The following is a 17,745-nucleotide window of genomic DNA, read 5'->3' on the forward strand; positions in this document are numbered from 1 at the left end:
ACATTATTTTAAAAACTGAAAAGCAATTAAAGCAGCTATATATGCAATAATTGACATGCCAACTAATTGAATCATTGGCCATTTCCAGCTTTTTGTTTCACGTTTTACAATGGCGAGCGTACTCATACATTGCATTGCAAAAGCATAGAATAATAATAATGATATACCAGAAGCAAGTGTAAATACTTTTGCACCATTGCTATGTACTTCGGCAGCCATTTTACTTTTTATAGTGTCTTCATCTTCATTATCATTAGCACTACCAACACTATAAATAGTTGCTAAGGTTCCAACAAATACTTCACGAGCAGCAAATGATGTTACTAAACCAATACCAATTTTCCAATCGTATCCTAAAGGCTTAATAGCAGGTTCAATAGTTTTACCAACAATACCTATATAAGAGTGCTCTAGCTTATGTGAAGCTATTTTATCTTCTAATTCAAGATCAGATAGTGTTGGGTTTTCAGTTTTAACAATAGATTCGGCATTATTAAACTGTTCTCCAGGACCATAAGATGCTAGTACCCAAAGTACAATTGAAATGGCTAATATTATTTTTCCTGCTTCTAATACAAAGGTTTTTGTTTTTTCAAATACAGTAATTCCAACATTTTTTAGCAGTGGAATTTTATAACTAGGCATTTCAACAACAAAGAATGACTTTCTCTTTGTTTTCATAACCTTGTCTAATATATAAGCTGAAAACACTGCCATTCCAAAACCTAAAATGTATAGCAACATTAAAGTAAGAGCTTGGTAACTTAGGCCTAAAAATCGACCTTCTGGTATTACTAAAGCAATAATAATTAGATAAACAGGTAACCTTGCAGAACAGGTTGTAAAAGGTGTAACTAGAATGGTTATTAAACGTTCCTTCCAGTTTTCTATATTACGTGTTGCCATTACTGCTGGAATTGCACAAGCTGTTCCAGAAATAAGAGGTACTACACTTTTTCCGCTAAGTCCAAAGCGACGCATAATTCTGTCCATTAAAAAAACGACACGACTCATATAGCCACTTTCTTCAAGTATAGATATAAATAAAAATAAGAAAGCAATTTGAGGAATAAAGATAACAACACCACCAATCCCAGCTATAATACCTTCGGCAAGTAAATTGGTAAAGGCGCCTTTGGGAAGGGTGTTTTTTGTCCAATCGGCTAACGAAGCAAATGTAGCATCGATAAAGTCCATTGGTATGGTTGCCCAATCATATATAGCTTGGAAAATGGCCAATAATATGAAGAAGAAAATAACATAACCCCAAACTTTGTGAGTTAATATTCGGTCTAACTTACTTCTTAAATCTTTAGCTTTTGAACTATCAATAGTTAAGCTTTCCTTTAAAACGTTATTAATGAATTGATAACGTTTTATAGTTTCTTTTTGTTGTAAGCGTTTTAACTCTGAAGCCGATTTTGTTTTAAATGCAGAAATATCTAATTCTTGTCTAGATACTTTTCCAAAATTAACATCTTGAGTAATTACTAACCATAATTTGTATACGTCTTGATTAGGGAAAGCTTTGTCAAGTCTTTTAAAATAATCAGGTTCTATTGTTGTAGGGTCTAAGCAAGGTGTTGTGGAAAGCGATTTGTAATCTTGTATTAGATCTTTTATATCTTGAATTCCTTCATTTTTACGAGTGCTTACAAGAGCAATTTTAGTGTGTAATTGCTTTTCTAATAAAGGAATATTTAAAGAAATCCCTTTTCTATCCATTCTATCAGCCATATTAATGACCAAAATAGATGGTATTTTTAAGTCTTTTATTTGTGTAAATAAAAGTAAGTTTCTTTTTAAGTGCTCAACATCTGTTACTATTACAGCTACATCTGGATAATCTTTGTCGTTCTTGTTTAATAATAGCTCAATAACAACATTTTCATCAAGTGATGAAGCATTTAAACTATAAGTTCCTGGTAAGTCTAAAATATGTGCTTTAACACCTCGTGGAAGTTTACAAACCCCTTCTTTTTTATCAACAGTAATTCCTGGATAGTTTCCTACCTTTTGGTTTAAACCAGTAAGCGCATTAAACACAGATGTTTTTCCTGTATTTGGGTTTCCTATTAACGCAACATTAATTTGTTTACTCATTAAGTTTGTCTATTAAAATTAAAGTTGCAGTCTCTTTTCTAATAGCAAGATAGCTACCATTAATGTTTAAATACATTGGATCCGAAAATGGAGCAACTTGAAGTAGTTCTACTTGGTTTCCAGGTAAACAGCCCATTTCTAAGAGTTTTAAAGGGATAGATTCTGAAGAACAATCAGTAATTATTCCCTTTTCTCCTTTTTTAAGATCAGCGATGGTTAAACTCATGCTTATTTAGATTGATTTTAAAGAAGCAAAAGTAGTAAAAAGATTAATCTTTATACGATGCTTTTAAGATTTTTATGTCTTCTAGTAGTCTGTCAATTTCTTCTGGGTCAGTTCCGTCGTAAAAACCTCTAATTTGTCGCTTTTTATCAATAAGCATGAAATTCTCGGTATGTACCATATCAAAAGGACCTCCATCACCATCATCTTTTACTGCTAAGTACGATTTTCTAGCTAACTCATAAATTTGTTTTTTGTCACCAGTCACTAAGTTCCATTTAGAAGCATCAACTCCTTTTTTCTTTGCATATCGCTTTAATTGTGCAACAGTATCAATTTCGGGAGTAACACTGTGCGATAATAGTAGAATATCTCTATCTGTAATGGTCTTTTTTTGAATTTCACGCATGTGGTCTGTCATAATTGGGCATATGGTTTGACAGGTTGTAAAAAAGAAATCAGCTACATAAATCTTGTCTTTATAATCCTCTTGTGTAATGGTTTTTCCATTTTGATTTGTTAAGCTAAAGTCTGCAATCTTATGATACTTTTTTTGATGCTGAATAGTGCTGTCAACCAATTCGGTGCTTACCTGAGCAGGTTGGTAAATAGGTAATACTCTTGTTGGCTTTAGTATTGAATAAAATATAGATATAATAATGATAGATAATATAAGAAAGCTGATAGCGAAGAACTTATATTTTTTGAAAAACGATAGCATTCAGAACAATTTGAGTTAAAACAATAGTAATATCGCATACAAAAGTACGACACATTTACTATAAAATGATTATTTTTAACAATGAAAAAAAGCTAACTATGAAAAGAATTTTACTCTCCTTAACACTTCTGTTTTCCATTGTTACAAGTGCTCAAACTTATGAAGAAGACTTTAGAGAAATAGTGAATCAAGAAGCTAAATCGGCATTGAATCAAATGTTTTATAGAGTAAATGCCAATACTGGAAACTACGATTTAACGTATCATAGATTAGAATTGGATATAGACCCTAATGTAGCTTTCATTTCTGGCGATGTTACTTCTTATTTTATAGCAAAAGAAGATTTAAATCAAATTACTTTTGATTTGGCTGATAATATGACTGTAACACAAGTAATGCAACGTAACGATGTGTTATCTTTTACCCAAAATAGTGATGATGAATTAGTAATAACATTACCACAAACACAAAATCAAGGTGTTTTAGATTCATTAACTGTGACATATTCAGGTAATCCAATAAGTTCAGGATTTGGTTCTTTTGAACAAACCACACATAATGGCGACCCTATTATTTGGACCTTATCCGAGCCTTATGGAGCAAAGGCTTGGTGGCCTTGTAAACAAGATTTAAACGATAAAATTAATGAGGTTGATGTCATTATTACAACACCTCATTTTAATCCCTCAAACGAAGAATATGTTGCAGTAAGTAATGGGTTAGAACAGAGTCAAGAGGTTAATGGTTCGTTTAAAACGACTCATTATAAGCATCAATATCCTATTCCAGCTTATTTAATAGCGATTGCAGTTACTAATTATGAAATTTATTCACATACGGTACCAAACAATGGAAACCCTTTTGATATTGTTAATTATGTGTTTCCTGAAGACTTAACTAATGCACAAAACAGTACAGGAGTTACAGTAGATATCATGAATTTGTTTACTAATTTATTTGAAGAGTATCCTTTTGCTGCCGAAAAATATGGTCATGCCCAATTTGGTTGGGGAGGAGGAATGGAGCATACTACAGTATCTTTTATGGGAAATTTTTCGCGAAACCTTATAGCACATGAGTTAGCACATCAATGGTTTGGAAACAAGATTACTTGTGGAAGCTGGAAAGATATTTGGCTTAATGAAGGTTTTGCTACTTATTTATCTGGACTAGTTATAGAGGACTTTGATGGTCAAACACCATTTAAAAACTGGAAACAACAGCGTATAAACTCTATTACATCACAGCCCAATGGTGCAGTTTATTTGTCTGATCAAGACACCACTAATGTTAGTAGAATTTTTAGTGGAAGATTAAGTTATAATAAAGGCGCAATGGTATTACATATGCTTAGAAAAAAAATTGGTGATACCGATTTTTATCAAGGTTTACAAGATTATTTAAATGACCCAGACCATGCTTTTGATTATGCAAAAACGGAAGATTTTATTCCAATAATGGAAGCTGCCAGTGGAGAAAGTTTAACCGAGTTTTTTGACGATTGGTTATTTAATCAAGGCTATCCTAGTTATAATATAGAATGGAATCAAACTGTACCAACTCAAGTAATGTTTACTGTAAATCAAGTGCAAAGTGATGCATCGGTTAGCTTTTTTGAAGTGCCAATTCCGCTTAGATTACATGGTACTCAAGGAGAAGTATTAGATATAGTATTAGAAAATTTAACAAACGGACAAGAGTTTATAGAGGCTGTTAATTTTACAATAGATACCGTTGAATTTGATCCTGAGTCTGATATTATCTCAAAAGACAATTCGGTATCATTAAATACTGAACTTTTTGTACTTGATAAAGAATTATTAGTGTATCCAAATCCTTCTAGCTCTATGATTTATGTTAATAAGCCCTTTGCTTTAGATATAGAAATAGTTAGAATATTTGACGTTTTAGGAAAGCTAATTATAGAGCAGCCATTTGAAGATGCAATCAATATTGAAACATTATCTTCTGGATTGCACTTCATTCAATTTGAGACTAATGAAGGAATTATTCATAAATCGTTGTTAAAACAATAATGAAGCAGTATTAAGTTTTCTTATCTAGTATGAAAACTTTACTTTTGTGCGTTTATAAAATTTGACTAGAACTACATGGAGTTTGTAATTAAAATATCTCAATTTTTATTGAGCCTTTCTTTATTAATCGTTTTACACGAATTAGGGCATTTTATCCCAGCTAAATTATTTAAAACCAGAGTTGAAAAGTTTTACTTGTTTTTTGATGTAAAGTATTCACTATTCAAAAAGAAAATAGGAGAAACTGTTTATGGAATTGGTTGGTTGCCATTAGGAGGTTATGTGAAAATCTCAGGAATGATTGATGAGAGTATGGATAAGGAGCAAATGGCTCAACCACCACAACCATGGGAGTTTAGGTCTAAACCGTCGTGGCAACGTCTTATTATTATGTTAGGTGGTGTTACTGTTAACTTTATATTGGCAGCTATTATTTACATTTTTATGTCTTTTGGTTATGGAGATATTGATGTTTCTGCCGATAGTGTTAAAGATGGTTACTGGGTGACTAACCCTCTTCTTAATGAATTAGGATTACAAACAGGAGATAAAGTATTAGCTATAAATGGGAATGAAATTGTTAATTATTCCGACTTAAAAAAGTATTTCTTAGAAGCACAAATAGTTTCTATTGAAAGAAACGGAGTTAAGCAAGATATTACGCTTCCAGAGGACTTTTTAGGAAGATTAAGTTCAAGTAAAAGCAGAGGTTTTTTTGAGTTACGTTACCCTTTTGTAGTTGCTAAAGTTCCTGATACATCACATAATAAAAGTGCTGAACTGAAGAAAGGCGATGTATTAGTAGCGTTTAATAATGTTCCTGTAAAGTATTTCGATGAAGTTAAAGAGAAGTTAGAGCCCTATAAAGGACAAACTATTGATGTAGAAGTTTTACGAGGAAACGATAAGTTTACAAAACAACTTGCTGTAAGTCCAGAAGGAAAATTAGGAATTAATCCAGGAGGTAGCTTAACCGATTTAGAAAGGTTAAATTATTATGATATTATTAGAAAAGAATATTCTTTTGGAGAAAGTATAGGTGTTGGTTTAAATAAGTTTACCAACCAAATAAGTTCATATTGGACACAATTAAAATTAATATTCTCACCAAGTACTGGAGCTTATAAAGGTGTAGGTGGTTTTAAAGCTATATTTGACATTTTTCCAGATAAATGGAGTTGGGAATCATTTTGGAGTATTACAGCCTTTTTATCAATTATGTTAGGTGTACTTAATTTATTACCTATTCCAGCTTTAGATGGTGGTCACGTAATGTTTTTACTATACGAAATGGTATCTGGACGTAAACCAGGTGATAAATTTATGGAGTATGCACAAATGGTTGGATTCTTCATTCTCATAGCTTTAGTGCTATTTGCAAACGGGAATGATATCTTTAAAGCAATATTTAATTAAAATATTTTTTAAAAGTGTTTGTGTAATGTAAAAAAGAGTATATATTTGCACTCGCAAAAGCGAATAACCTTCCTCCTTAGCTCAGTTGGTTAGAGCATCTGACTGTTAATCAGAGGGTCCTTGGTTCGAGTCCAAGAGGGGGAGCAAAACACAAATCCTTACTAGAAATAGTAAGGATTTTTTGCTTTATATAGCTTTTGGTTTCTTGTATGTACCGCATTAGTTGCTCTTTTCTTTTTCTATTAGAAAATGCCATTATCTAGACCTAAAAAGACTCCCTATAGGTCTCCCTTTTTCTTTATAGAAGTTTATCAGTTGTTTAATCTAATAGGTTCAACCCCAATAAGGGGAGGTTAATAAGTTGTATCTTATTATTTTGTTTTTGCTCCTAATGTCTAAAAATATAATACATTTTCTTTGAAAACATTTCATAAGTACTTTAAAAAAGGTTACATCGCTTATTTTACCCTAATTTTTAAGGCGTTAGAATTCTGCATTTTAGATTGTTAGAGTTTAAAAAAAAGCAAATACACGGTTTGGTTTCAAGTTTTTTTATTTTATTTGTTATAGAAAGCTTTTATCATAGGAGCTTTTAGCTGAACAAAGTGAAAAGTGTTTTTACGTTCGGGCTTTTGAAAATTAGGAAGTCAAATTCAAAAGCAGCTTATGGTGTAAGTACCCGAAATTTAGAGCTAACTTCCGTAATTAAAATTTTTACTACACAGTACAATTTGTGTTTTGTCCCCAAAACACAATATCAGATTATGATTTGATGAATAGTTATTAATGCCTCATGGTGAAGGCTTTTATGCTATGCCTTCTATTTAATAACCTTTTTAATAATCATAAGATGAATACTAAATATGTTGATTTAATCAATCAGACATTTGATTTTCCTCAGCCTGAATTTGCTTTGGAGGGAAATCAACTATTTTTCCATGACATAGACTTAAATAAGTTAGTTGAAGTTTATGGAGCACCTTTAAAGTTTACTTATTTACCACAAATTTCAAATAATATTAATAAAGCCAAGAACTGGTTTAATGATGCTTTTAATAAATATAAATACAAAGGAAAATATAAATATTGTTATTGCACCAAAAGTTCTCATTTCAAACATGTATTAGATGAGGCATTAAAGAATGACATTCATATAGAAACTTCTTCTGCTTTTGATATAGATATAGTTGAAAACCTTAAGAAACAAAGAAAAATAAATGATAATACTTATGTATTATGTAATGGATTTAAGCGTGAACAATACATAACAAATATAGCTCGATTAATAAATAATGGACATAAAAACTGTATTCCAATAATAGATAATTATGAAGAAATAGATTTATTATCTAAAGAAATAAAAGATAATTATTGTGTAGGTATCCGTATTGCTTCAGAAGAAGAGCCCAAGTTTGCATTTTATACATCTAGATTAGGTATTGGTTATAAAAACATAGTGCCGTTTTATAATGAACAGATAAAGAACAATCCTAAAGTCAATTTAAGAATGCTTCATTTCTTTATTAATACTGGTATACGAGATAATGCTTATTACTGGAATGAACTCTTAAAGTGTTTAAAAGTATATACTAGTTTAAAAAAGATATGCCCTACACTTGATAGTTTGAATATTGGTGGAGGTTTTCCTATTAAAAACTCCTTAGCCTTTGATTTTGACTATGAATATATGGTTGATGAAATAGTAAATCAAATTAAATTGGCTTGTGAAGAAGAAGGCGTAGATGTACCTAATATTTTTACTGAATTTGGAAGTTTTACTGTAGGTGAAAGTGGTGGTGCCATTTATGAAGTACTATATCAAAAACAACAAAATGATAGAGAGAAATGGAATATGATAAACTCATCATTTATTACAACACTTCCAGATACTTGGGCAATTAATAAACGTTTTATAATGCTTCCTATTAACAGATGGAATGATAGTTACGAAAGAGTGTTATTGGGAGGGTTAACTTGTGATAGTGATGATTATTATAATAGTGAGCAGCATATTAATGCTATTTACTTACCTAAATATAATAAAGATAAGCCTTTATATGTAGGTTTTTTTAATGTAGGAGCCTATCAAGAAACTATTGGTGGCTATGGAGGATTACAACATTGCTTAATTCCAGCGCCAAGACATATTTTAATAAATAAAGACGATGATGGGAATATTATTACTCAAATGTTTAGAGATAAACAAAAGAGTGAAGATTTACTTGGAATACTAGGTTATGAAAAGGAATCTTTTAGTAATAACAAAATTAAAAGTTTTGAAACAAAAAATAGCATACAATTTACAGCACATAAATAAGACATGAAAACTAAAACTTACGCAGGTATACCAGAAGAATATGCAAAGTTAGAACGAGCTAAAATTGTTTTAATTCCTGTTCCTTATGATGGAACAAGTACATGGCAAAAAGGAGCAGATAAAGGTCCACAAGCTTTTTTAGAAGCTTCAGAGAACATGGAATTATATGATATAGAAACAGATTCTGAAGTTTATAAAAATGGTATATATCTATCAAAACCAGTATCTATGAATGCAACTCCAGAAGCTATGGTAGATGCTGTTCATCAAGAAGTAAAAGAGTACATTAAGAAAAACAAATTTGTAACAATTTTTGGAGGAGAACATTCGGTTTCTATTGGAACTATTAAAGCTTTTAATGAGGCGTTTCAAAATCTAACAGTATTACATATTGATGCTCATGCTGATTTAAGAAAATCATATGAAGGTAGCGCTTGCAATCATGCTTGTGCTGTTTATGAAGCTAGCCAAACTACTAATTTAATACAAGTAGGTATTCGCTCTATGGATGCTAAAGAAAAATCAATAATGGATTTTGATAAAACTTACTTTGCTCATGAAATGGCTGTTGATGATACATGGATGGATTCCGCAATAGAGCAAATGACTGATAATGTATTTATCACCTTTGACTTAGATGCGTTTGACCCATCAATTTTACCTAGTACAGGAACACCAGAACCAGGAGGTTTATTTTGGTATGAAACGCTACACTTTTTAAGGCAGGTATTTAAGGAGAAAAATGTTGTTGGCTTTGATATAGTTGAGCTTTGTCCTAATAAAGATGAAAAATCATCAGATTTTCTTGCAGCTAAATTATACTATAAAATGTTGAGTTATAAATTTCAAGAAGAAGAATCAGAAGAGAATTATGAAGATGTCTATGAGGAGCAAAATCGATTAAGTAATTATATGAAATTTAATGAAGAAGATGAGTACTAAAGGAGCTATTTCAAATTTTATAGAAAAGTATTATTTACATTTTAATGCAGCTACAGTTGTTGATGCAGCAAAAGCTTATGAGTCACAATTAGCAAATGGCTCCAAAATGTTAGTGTCTTTAGCAGGAGCTATGAGTACAGCAGAGTTAGGTAAAATATTTGCAGAAATGATACGTCAAGATAAAGTGCATATTATTTCATGTACAGGGGCAAACCTAGAAGAGGATATTATGAATTTGGTAGCACATTCACATTATAAGCGTGTGCCTAATTACAGAGATTTAACACCGCAGCAAGAATGGGATTTGTTAGAGCAAGGATTGAATAGAGTAACAGACACCTGTATTCCTGAGGAAGAAGCCTTTAGGAGGCTTCAAAAACATATATATGCTATTTGGAAAGAAGCAGATAACAAAGGTGAAAAATACCTGCCTCACGAGTACATGTACAAACTATTATTATCTGGAGTATTAGAAGAGTATTACGAAATAGACTTGAAAGATTCTTGGATGTATGCAGCAGCAGAAAAGAACTTACCAATAGTTTGTCCAGGTTGGGAAGATAGTACTTTAGGAAATATATTTGCTAGTTATGTACTTAAAGGTGAATTGACAGCTAGTACTATGAAATCTGGAATCGAGTATATGACTTTTCTAGCAGAATGGTATACAAATAATTCAAATAGAGGAATAGGCTTTTTTCAAATTGGAGGCGGAATTGCTGGTGATTTTCCAATTTGTGTAGTGCCAATGCTATATCAAGACATGGAACGTACAGATACACCTTTTTGGAGTTATTTTTGTCAAATTAGTGATTCTACAACTAGTTATGGCTCATACTCAGGAGCAGTTCCTAACGAGAAGATTACTTGGGGAAAGTTAGATACTGACACTCCAAAGTTTATTATAGAAAGTGATGCTACTATTGTTGCACCTTTAATTTTTGCTTATTTATTAGACATGTAATACCTAAAAGATATGATACGTAAAATTGTAGATTACCAAAAACTAAATGAAGAACTTTTAAATTTATTAGTGGATAAGTTTCCTGACGGATACTCAGATAAAGACATTATTGCCTTTAGAAATGCACAAAATGAATTTATTGAAGCAGTTGAAATAAGAACAGAGGATACTATCTATCTAGTAAAAGTAGGAAAGCGTTTAGTTCAAGCTATGGAAGATTTTGAAGATGGTGATGATAGTTATAAAAATGAAGATAAAAATAATGACATAAGTGTTAGTGATTTTGATGAGAATGAATAAAAACAATAAGGACTAGCATAGAATTAACAATAGTTTTAAAGAAATAGGTCTAATAGAATAAAGATTATTTAATGTAAATATATTATAGGTCTATTTTGATTTATAAAATCGAATTAATACTAATATGAAAAATTTATTTCACTTGTCATTACCATGTAAAAATTTAGTAGATACTAAAATGTTTTACGTAGATACTATTGGTGCAACTTTAGGAAGGTATGCTAATAATTGGCTCGATGTTGACTTATTTGGGCACCAGTTAACTTTTACTCAAGCAGGAAAGTTTGATTTTATTAATCCTAGTTATATGTTTGAGGGAAAGATTTTGTCATCTTTTCATTTTGGAATAATATTAGATATAGATTCATGGGAAAAAAATTATACTAAATTAATTAATCAAGATTTAGAACTTACAAAGCAAACCACTTTTTTAAAAAATAAAGTAGGAGAACATATATCCTTTTTTGTTACTGACCCAAATGGTTATATAGTTGAATTCAAAAGTTTTAAAAATAAAGAAGAAATATTTTGAGATTAAATAGCATATAATAAAATGCTTGGTTCGAGTCCAAGAGGGGGAGCAAAAAAGCCTAAATTACATGTGTAGTTTGGGCTTTTTTTATTGCTGTTACTGGTGTTGCATAACATTTCAGTAAAATTCCTATAAACTCCCAAAAAGGTCAAAAGTATCCCAAAAATACCCTTTCGAGGTTTACTTTACGGTTTACAATTTACTCAAATTTTAGGTCAAATTTTAAGTAGGCTTTTACTTATACCAAGTATCATGTCTAATCAAAAATTATACATTTTATTCTATCCTTTTAAATCAAGGTTAAATAGTAAATCCTTGTGTCCATTAAAGTGTAGGATTACAATTGATAAAAACAGAAAGGAGTTTTCAACTGGAATTTTTATAAACCCTGATGAATGGGATAATGAAAATCAAGAACATTTAAACAATGTTAGTATTAATAACGAAATTGAAATATTAACTTCAGAACTAAAATCTAAACACCTAAGACTAAAGATTTCTACAGAGTGTGTTTCAGTATTTGACCTTTACAATGAATATAAGGGTAAAGCAAAAAAAGAAGAGAAGGGAACATCTGAATTTTATCAAGAGTACTTAAAAAGCTATAAAAAGCTTGTAGGAAAGGAAATTAAACAAGCAACATGGAATAAATTCTATTATGTAGGGAATCATCTTAAAAAGTTTATTAAATGGAAGTATAAGGTTTCAGATTATCCACTAAATAAATTAAGCTTAAAATTTTTGGATGATTTTGATTTCTATTTAAAAACTAAAGAAGACCATAAGCAGATTACAATCAATAAAATACTTCAAAGGTTTAGAAAAGTAGTCAAAATGGCTGTTGCTGAAAAATACATTGTCAGTAATCCATTTATACTTTATAAGGCTAAATCAGTAAAACATAAGGTAGTTTATTTAACTCCAGAAGAACTAAAAGTTTTTGAAGAAAGGGATTTTGGAAATAGAACTCTTGATACAATTAAAGACTGCTTTATTTTTTGTTGTTATACAGGTTTAGCTTATTTAGAAATGAAGTCATTGAAATATGAGCACTTAAGAACTGGTTTTGATGGTCAAACATGGATTTTCATGGATAGGGAAAAAACAAGCAAACCATTGTCTATTCCTGTTTTAAAACAAGCACAAAGTATTATTGATAAGTATAAAACTAATGACAGTGATTTTGTATTGCCACAAATGAGCAACCAAAAGTTTAATCAGTATTTAAAGGACATTGCAGGTAAATTGGAAATTAATAAAAGGTTAACTCACCATGTTGCCAGAAAGACTTTTGCTACGACAGTTCTTTTGTACAATGATGTACCAATGGAAATAGTTTCAGAACTACTTGGACATTCAAGTATTACAATTACTGAAGCTCATTATGGAAAAATTGTCCAGAAAAAGGTCAGTGATGAAATGAATAGGTTGAGATTGGATTTAGATTAATTTATTTTAATTAAACTTTGTTCAATCTCACTTCTTTTATAGTAAACCCTATTTCCTATACCATAAGCATTTAACTTCCCTTTGTTAGTCCAGTTCCACAAAGTAGTAATATTAATTTTTAGATATTCTGCTGTTTCTTGTCTGGATAAAAGTTCAATAGGTTTTTTTGGTTCTAAATTATCCTTGATGTATTGTAATTCTTCCTGAATAATGGAAAGTTGAACTAAAGTCATTTCTAAAGCTTTTGGCAAATCTTCAAATTTTAAGTTTTTCATAGTATATTGTTTACTAAATTTTATCTAATAATGGCAAAGTTAAAGTTTAACCTAAATGATATACACCTTTATGATTGGGGAGAATTATATTGGTTTGACAATAATGTTGATATTTCCTTATCTGCAATACATTTATTGATAAATAATCAAGAAAAATCTTTAAAAGAACACTATTTAAAGCTAAAGAAAAAAAGAGAAAAGGAACTTCCCAATGTACCAATCGAATATAGAGATTCTTATGAACAGCATTTTTTTGAACATGCTGATATGACCATTGAAAGATTAGCTTTTTTTCAAAGAGGATTGATATTAGGTTCTATTTTTATTCAGATAGAATCTGATATGAAAGAATTAATAAATTTAATTTCAGAAGAATTTAAGATATGTTTTAATGATGTAAAAGACAATATGATACAGCAATATTGGAAATTTCTGGTTAATGATTTTAAGATTGAAACAGATGGTGTGGAAAAGTATTTTACTCCAATTGTAAATGAAAAAATTGTCAGAAATGCAATTTCTCATCAAGGCTCTTATTTGACAAATGAGCAACTTGAATCTTTCCATCCAAAGAATGGAATTAAATTAAAAGGGTATGAAATTAGAATAACAGATTTAGAATATTTGTTTAATTTCTTGAAAAGGGTAGGAAGGTTTTTTGATGTTCTTTTAATCGCAGTAGATAAAAGATATACTGAATTAAAAAAGGGAGCCTAAACTCCCTTTTCTATTATTACCACTTTTCAATTTTGAATTTTGGCTCTTTACCAAGTTTTTCTTTTAGAACATTTTTAAAAACTCTTTTAACATAACCAACATTGTTTTCAGTAGTGATAATTGAATCATGTAATGTAAATAGTGGTATGTCAGGTCTATTTTCAGAAATAATTCTGCATGCTTGATGTAGTACTAATTCAGCTTCCAGTTTTTGTAATATGATAGCCAAAATGGAATGTTTCTTACTTTTTATAGAAGAATACACTTTATATACATTTGGGAAAGCGTTTTTGAAATATCTTAATTCTGGTTTAAAGGCTATAGATTGATTGGCTGAAAAAAGAGTATTGAAAGCACTTTCTTTAGCTAATTCTCTTGAATTTCCAATATCCATATGATTGTTTGTAATCAGATTACCATATTCCTCATAAAACCTTCCCTCACTGACAATATTTCTAAAGAATATAACATCCTTTTCGTTCTTGATGGAATTTATCAAATTTACTAACATAATAGGGTTTGGGTGTGTGTTGTTGTAGATGTTATTCATATTACTGTTAGTATATATCTTATCATCTAATAAAGCTGTGGATAAATAAGGTTGACAATTAATTATATCAATTGAAACTAATTTTTGCCCATTATATGATATATATTTCCTCAATTCTGACTTGATTTGAGTCAAGTTTGTGTGTAATCTACCAGCAGTTTTATCAACAAAAAATGCAAAATCGCCCCTTTTTAGTCTTTGGAACGGGAGTAATCGGGAGTTTAATTTTAGCTCTGGATTATTTATTGTTGGATTGTTTACTTCTTTAATGTATTCATCCATCAAATATTTAACTCCAGGTTCAAAATCTACCTCAAGTTTATCATTAAACCATTTTGACAAATAACTTAACTTATCAGTTGTTTCTTTATCATAAACCCTTTTTTTAGAAATCCCATTGATTAAAGATTTGTTGTAAACTTTTATAGGAGTAACCTTTTTATTGTATTTGCTTGTAAACTTTATCCCTTTAGATTTTTCACTAGGTATATAATGGTTGCTTTCAATAATTACTTTATGAGTGATTAAATAGTCAATACATTTTCTGTAATCATGGACTACACTTTGGAGCATTTTTCTATTTAGAGGAGTAAAACCATTATTGCCTTCAATATCATAGTCCTTTCGAGTAGAAGGGATATAGTTTATAAGGTGCAAAATGTAAATTAGTTTACTTCTTGCATTAGGAATGTTTAAAGGATGATTTTCCAAAAGAGTGTCAATATCAAGATTTTTTGGGATATAGAAATCCTGTGAATTGCCTCTGTTTAAGCCTTCATTTTCTACAAGTACTTCTTCTTTACTTGGGCTTTCAGCTCTATTATAGTGGAGATTTGAAGAAGACTCCACTTTCGAATTTACATTCATATTCCCTCTCGAAAGAGGGCTAACCAAATAGGTTAGGATTCACTTACGTAAAGTGATTTCAAATGAAATTTAGCACACAGCTGATGAGTGCTTTCATTTTATATAAGTCAAATATTATACCAAAACCTTACAGACTTACTGAAGAAAATCATTATGAATTTTTGTCAGGTAAGATTATTAATAAAAAACTTAAACATTTTAAATATTAAAATTATGCAATTAAAACAAAGTAAAAGACAGAACGTAAAATTAAGATTAGGCATTTCTGGAGCATCAGGATTTGGTAAAACTCATTCTGCATTACTATTAGCCTATGGAATGACACAAGACTGGAGTAAAGTAGCAGTTATTGACACTGAAAACTCTTCAGCATCTCTATACTCCAATTTAGGAGCTTTTAATGTGTTGGATTTATCAGAGCCTTATAGCCCAGAAAGATATATTGAAGCTATTGAAACCTGTGAAAAAGCTAATATGGAAGTCATAATAATTGACTCAATTACTCATGAGTGGCAAGGAAAAGGTGGTTGTTTGCAAATCCATGAAAAACTTGGTGGTAGATTTCAAGATTGGGCAAAGGTAAGTCCACGCCATCAAGCCTTTATAGATAAGATACTACAATCAAGTTGTCATGTAATTACAACTACAAGAAGGAAGATTGATTATTCTTTGGATGTAGGTAGCAATGGTAGAACACAAGTTGTAAAACATGGAACAAAGGAAATTACAAGAGAAGGGTTTGAATATGAGCTTACTGTAAATTTTGAATTAGTAAATGACCAGCATTTGGCTAAAGCAAGTAAAGACAGAACCAATTTATTTTCTGATAGACCAGAGTTTGTTATTACCTCAAAGACTGGAGAGAAACTCTTGAAATGGTGTAATGCAGAACCTGTAACAGCAAAGGATGTTCTGGAGAGGATTAATAACTCATTATCCATATCTGAATTATCAAAAGTATACAATGATAATCCATCTTTTCAACAAGCTCTACAACTTCAATTTAAAAGTAAAAAAGAGCAATTAGAAAAATTAATTAACCCTAAAAACTTTAGTCAAAATGGAATTGCAAATAGTTAAACCACAGGAAAAACAAGTTACTGGTGTAATAAGAAATTTAACTGATAATCTTTCTACCCACCAGGAACAGAAAATAGAAAGGAAAAACAAACCATTTATTGAGGCTAACACAACAGAAGTTAGCCTCTCTCATTTAAAACAGGATTGTATTATTCCAGTATTCAGTAAGGACAATGAATCTACAATTTCCCACCAAGAGTTTATTGATGTAGCTTTTCATTCAGTACAAAAAGTACTAAAAGGGCATCGTATTTCCACACCAGAAATTAGAGTTAGCCATACAATTAAAGGAAGAACACCAGATGCCATTGGAAAACCTGCAAAGGAGTTATTGGAGCATGAAAAGACTATTTACTATGAAAGAATGGCTTTTGTAATTGAGGTTCCTGGTATAACAGAAAGCATAAACGGCAACCAACTTAACTTAAGTATAGGTGGTGTGAGAGCTTATAATCAGGAGAATTTGTACTCCAAAAAAGCAATGGAGAAGTTTAAGTTCTTTATAGGATTTAAGAATATGGTTTGTTGTAATATGTGTATTTCAAGTGATGGTTATGCTGGTGAAATAAAGGTTAGTAGTTTAAATGAACTACAAAACCAATTAATTGAAATTATTTCTTCCTACAAGGCACAGGAACATTTAAAATTGATGCAATCATTGAGTAACCATAAATTAACTGAACGGCAATTTGCTCAACTTATTGGCAAAGCAAGGTTATACCAATATTTGCCAAAGAGTCAAAAAGCAGAACTACCAGAACTCTTGATAAATGATAGTCAAATTAGCACAGTAGCTAAAGACTACTACCATGATGAAAGTTTTTGTAGAGATGATTCTGGTGATATTAACCTTTGGAATCTATACAATCTGTTTACAGGAGCAGTTAAGAGTTCATATATTGACTCTTTTGTAAATAGGAACATGAATGCGTTTAGTTTTACTAATGAGCTGTCACAGGCTCTTAAAAATGACTCTAAGCACCAATGGTTTTTGAGTTAGAACGAAGACCCAATTCCTGAATTTATAGGGTTGGGTTTTTTAATTTCTCAACACTTTCATTAGAGTAGTAATATGCATTGCCTCTTTTTTCAAATTCAAGTTTACCTTGTAATCTGTAATGCATTAAGTCACAATCTCTAATTTTAAGTTTCTTTGTTACTTCTTTGCTTTCTAACCAGCTTTCTTTTTTATTCGCCATGATAAACACTTGTTATTCAATACTATACGATTATTTGTTGTTAGGTTATAAAAA

17 protein-coding genes and 1 tRNA gene are annotated in these 17,745 nt (G+C 30.6%); 12 read left to right on the forward strand and 6 right to left on the reverse strand.

What is annotated here, in order from left to right; translation table 11 throughout:
* Window positions 1–3: 3 nt before the first annotated feature.
* Genes feoB through ACLII3_RS07210 form a run of 3 tightly spaced genes read right to left on the reverse strand, consistent with a single transcriptional unit; the run spans window position 4 to window position 3,047 of the window.
* On the reverse strand, window positions 4–2,103 hold the full coding sequence (gene feoB, locus ACLII3_RS07200) for a ferrous iron transport protein B (protein WP_412987640.1): 2,100 nt from the start codon (window positions 2,101–2,103) through the stop codon (window positions 4–6).
* Window positions 2,096–2,329, reverse strand: a complete 234-nt coding sequence (locus ACLII3_RS07205; protein WP_412987642.1) for a FeoA family protein — start codon at window positions 2,327–2,329, stop codon at window positions 2,096–2,098. Before ACLII3_RS07205 ends, feoB begins: the two co-directional genes overlap by 8 nt.
* Window positions 2,330–2,372: 43 nt before the next feature.
* Window positions 2,373–3,047, reverse strand: a complete 675-nt coding sequence (locus tag ACLII3_RS07210; protein WP_412987644.1) for an SCO family protein — start codon at window positions 3,045–3,047, stop codon at window positions 2,373–2,375.
* A 98-nt stretch (window positions 3,048–3,145) separates the two neighbouring features.
* Here ACLII3_RS07210 and ACLII3_RS07215 point away from each other — a divergent pair, with 98 nt between their 5' ends.
* The 9 genes from ACLII3_RS07215 to ACLII3_RS07255 all read left to right on the forward strand — a co-directional run bounded on the left by ACLII3_RS07215 (window position 3,146) and on the right by ACLII3_RS07255 (window position 13,003).
* Entirely contained in the window at window positions 3,146–5,083 is a 1,938-nt protein-coding gene (locus ACLII3_RS07215) for a M1 family aminopeptidase (protein ID WP_412987646.1), read from the forward strand.
* Between the two features lie 75 nt (window positions 5,084–5,158).
* Window positions 5,159–6,499, forward strand: coding sequence for an RIP metalloprotease RseP (gene rseP, locus ACLII3_RS07220; RefSeq protein WP_412987647.1), 1,341 nt, complete (start codon window positions 5,159–5,161; stop codon window positions 6,497–6,499).
* Between the two features lie 70 nt (window positions 6,500–6,569).
* Window positions 6,570–6,643 (forward strand) — tRNA-Asn (locus ACLII3_RS07225).
* Window positions 6,644–7,349: 706 nt separating this feature from the next.
* Window positions 7,350–8,816: an arginine decarboxylase gene (locus ACLII3_RS07230; protein ID WP_412987649.1), complete on the forward strand. Its 1,467-nt coding sequence runs from the start codon at window positions 7,350–7,352 to the stop codon at window positions 8,814–8,816.
* A 3-nt stretch (window positions 8,817–8,819) separates the two neighbouring features.
* Window positions 8,820–9,758, forward strand: a complete 939-nt coding sequence (gene speB, locus ACLII3_RS07235; RefSeq protein ID WP_412987651.1) for an agmatinase — start codon at window positions 8,820–8,822, stop codon at window positions 9,756–9,758.
* Complete coding sequence (locus ACLII3_RS07240; RefSeq protein ID WP_412987652.1) at window positions 9,748–10,722, forward strand: deoxyhypusine synthase family protein; 975 nt, start codon at window positions 9,748–9,750, stop codon at window positions 10,720–10,722. Before speB ends, ACLII3_RS07240 begins: the two co-directional genes overlap by 11 nt.
* 12 nt (window positions 10,723–10,734) lie before the next feature.
* Complete coding sequence (locus ACLII3_RS07245) at window positions 10,735–11,022, forward strand: hypothetical protein (RefSeq protein ID WP_412987654.1); 288 nt, start codon at window positions 10,735–10,737, stop codon at window positions 11,020–11,022.
* Between the two features lie 124 nt (window positions 11,023–11,146).
* The gene (locus ACLII3_RS07250) at window positions 11,147–11,554 is read left to right on the forward strand and encodes a VOC family protein (RefSeq protein ID WP_412987656.1); all 408 of its coding nucleotides are present in this window, start codon (window positions 11,147–11,149) and stop codon (window positions 11,552–11,554) included.
* Window positions 11,555–11,806: 252 nt separating this feature from the next.
* On the forward strand, window positions 11,807–13,003 hold the full coding sequence (locus ACLII3_RS07255; RefSeq protein WP_412987657.1) for a site-specific integrase: 1,197 nt from the start codon (window positions 11,807–11,809) through the stop codon (window positions 13,001–13,003).
* Here the strand turns inward: ACLII3_RS07255 and ACLII3_RS07260 are convergent.
* Window positions 13,000–13,278 carry a helix-turn-helix domain-containing protein gene (locus ACLII3_RS07260; protein ID WP_412987659.1) on the reverse strand — a complete coding sequence of 93 codons (279 nt, stop codon included), beginning with the start codon at window positions 13,276–13,278 and terminating at the stop codon, window positions 13,000–13,002. The genes ACLII3_RS07255 and ACLII3_RS07260 overlap by 4 nt on opposite strands.
* 30 nt (window positions 13,279–13,308) lie before the next feature.
* On the opposite strand from ACLII3_RS07260, the gene ACLII3_RS07265 reads away from it, so the two are divergent.
* Window positions 13,309–13,995 (forward strand): hypothetical protein, encoded by a 687-nt coding sequence (locus ACLII3_RS07265; RefSeq protein WP_412987661.1) that lies wholly within the window; start codon window positions 13,309–13,311, stop codon window positions 13,993–13,995.
* A 16-nt stretch (window positions 13,996–14,011) separates the two neighbouring features.
* Here ACLII3_RS07265 and ACLII3_RS07270 read toward each other — a convergent pair whose 3' ends face one another.
* Window positions 14,012–15,412, reverse strand: a complete 1,401-nt coding sequence (locus ACLII3_RS07270) for a hypothetical protein (RefSeq protein ID WP_412987663.1) — start codon at window positions 15,410–15,412, stop codon at window positions 14,012–14,014.
* Window positions 15,413–15,625: 213 nt separating this feature from the next.
* Here ACLII3_RS07270 and ACLII3_RS07275 point away from each other — a divergent pair, with 213 nt between their 5' ends.
* Both ACLII3_RS07275 and ACLII3_RS07280 read left to right on the forward strand, forming a co-directional pair.
* Window positions 15,626–16,492, forward strand: coding sequence for an AAA family ATPase (locus ACLII3_RS07275; protein ID WP_412987664.1), 867 nt, complete (start codon window positions 15,626–15,628; stop codon window positions 16,490–16,492).
* Window positions 16,473–17,492, forward strand: a complete 1,020-nt coding sequence (locus ACLII3_RS07280; RefSeq protein ID WP_412987666.1) for a DUF3871 family protein — start codon at window positions 16,473–16,475, stop codon at window positions 17,490–17,492. Before ACLII3_RS07275 ends, ACLII3_RS07280 begins: the two co-directional genes overlap by 20 nt.
* A gap of 22 nt (window positions 17,493–17,514) precedes the next feature.
* Here ACLII3_RS07280 and ACLII3_RS07285 read toward each other — a convergent pair whose 3' ends face one another.
* Window positions 17,515–17,691, reverse strand: coding sequence for a hypothetical protein (locus ACLII3_RS07285; RefSeq protein ID WP_412987668.1), 177 nt, complete (start codon window positions 17,689–17,691; stop codon window positions 17,515–17,517).
* Window positions 17,692–17,745 lie beyond the last annotated feature (54 nt).

Origin of the sequence: Pontimicrobium sp. IMCC45349 (assembly GCF_047219225.1) — a bacterium.
Classification (GTDB): Bacteria; Bacteroidota; Bacteroidia; order Flavobacteriales; family Flavobacteriaceae; genus IMCC45349.

What these genes read in the sequence shown, in the direction of transcription:
- ACLII3_RS07255 (WP_412987657.1), top strand. Translation starts at nt 11,807, where the DNA reads ATGTCTAATCAAAAATTATACATTTTATTCTATCCTTTTAAATCAAGG.
- ACLII3_RS07260 (WP_412987659.1), bottom strand. Translation starts at nt 13,278, where the DNA reads ATGAAAAACTTAAAATTTGAAGATTTGCCAAAAGCTTTAGAAATGACT.
- ACLII3_RS07245 (WP_412987654.1), top strand. Translation starts at nt 10,735, where the DNA reads ATGATACGTAAAATTGTAGATTACCAAAAACTAAATGAAGAACTTTTA.
- ACLII3_RS07215 (WP_412987646.1), top strand. Translation starts at nt 3,146, where the DNA reads ATGAAAAGAATTTTACTCTCCTTAACACTTCTGTTTTCCATTGTTACA.
- ACLII3_RS07270 (WP_412987663.1), bottom strand. Translation starts at nt 15,412, where the DNA reads ATGAATGTAAATTCGAAAGTGGAGTCTTCTTCAAATCTCCACTATAAT.
- ACLII3_RS07205 (WP_412987642.1), bottom strand. Translation starts at nt 2,329, where the DNA reads ATGAGTTTAACCATCGCTGATCTTAAAAAAGGAGAAAAGGGAATAATT.
- ACLII3_RS07210 (WP_412987644.1), bottom strand. Translation starts at nt 3,047, where the DNA reads ATGCTATCGTTTTTCAAAAAATATAAGTTCTTCGCTATCAGCTTTCTT.
- ACLII3_RS07280 (WP_412987666.1), top strand. Translation starts at nt 16,473, where the DNA reads ATGGAATTGCAAATAGTTAAACCACAGGAAAAACAAGTTACTGGTGTA.
- ACLII3_RS07275 (WP_412987664.1), top strand. Translation starts at nt 15,626, where the DNA reads ATGCAATTAAAACAAAGTAAAAGACAGAACGTAAAATTAAGATTAGGC.
- ACLII3_RS07285 (WP_412987668.1), bottom strand. Translation starts at nt 17,691, where the DNA reads ATGGCGAATAAAAAAGAAAGCTGGTTAGAAAGCAAAGAAGTAACAAAG.
- rseP (WP_412987647.1), top strand. Translation starts at nt 5,159, where the DNA reads ATGGAGTTTGTAATTAAAATATCTCAATTTTTATTGAGCCTTTCTTTA.
- feoB (WP_412987640.1), bottom strand. Translation starts at nt 2,103, where the DNA reads ATGAGTAAACAAATTAATGTTGCGTTAATAGGAAACCCAAATACAGGA.
- ACLII3_RS07250 (WP_412987656.1), top strand. Translation starts at nt 11,147, where the DNA reads ATGAAAAATTTATTTCACTTGTCATTACCATGTAAAAATTTAGTAGAT.
- ACLII3_RS07265 (WP_412987661.1), top strand. Translation starts at nt 13,309, where the DNA reads ATGGCAAAGTTAAAGTTTAACCTAAATGATATACACCTTTATGATTGG.
- ACLII3_RS07240 (WP_412987652.1), top strand. Translation starts at nt 9,748, where the DNA reads ATGAGTACTAAAGGAGCTATTTCAAATTTTATAGAAAAGTATTATTTA.
- ACLII3_RS07230 (WP_412987649.1), top strand. Translation starts at nt 7,350, where the DNA reads ATGAATACTAAATATGTTGATTTAATCAATCAGACATTTGATTTTCCT.
- speB (WP_412987651.1), top strand. Translation starts at nt 8,820, where the DNA reads ATGAAAACTAAAACTTACGCAGGTATACCAGAAGAATATGCAAAGTTA.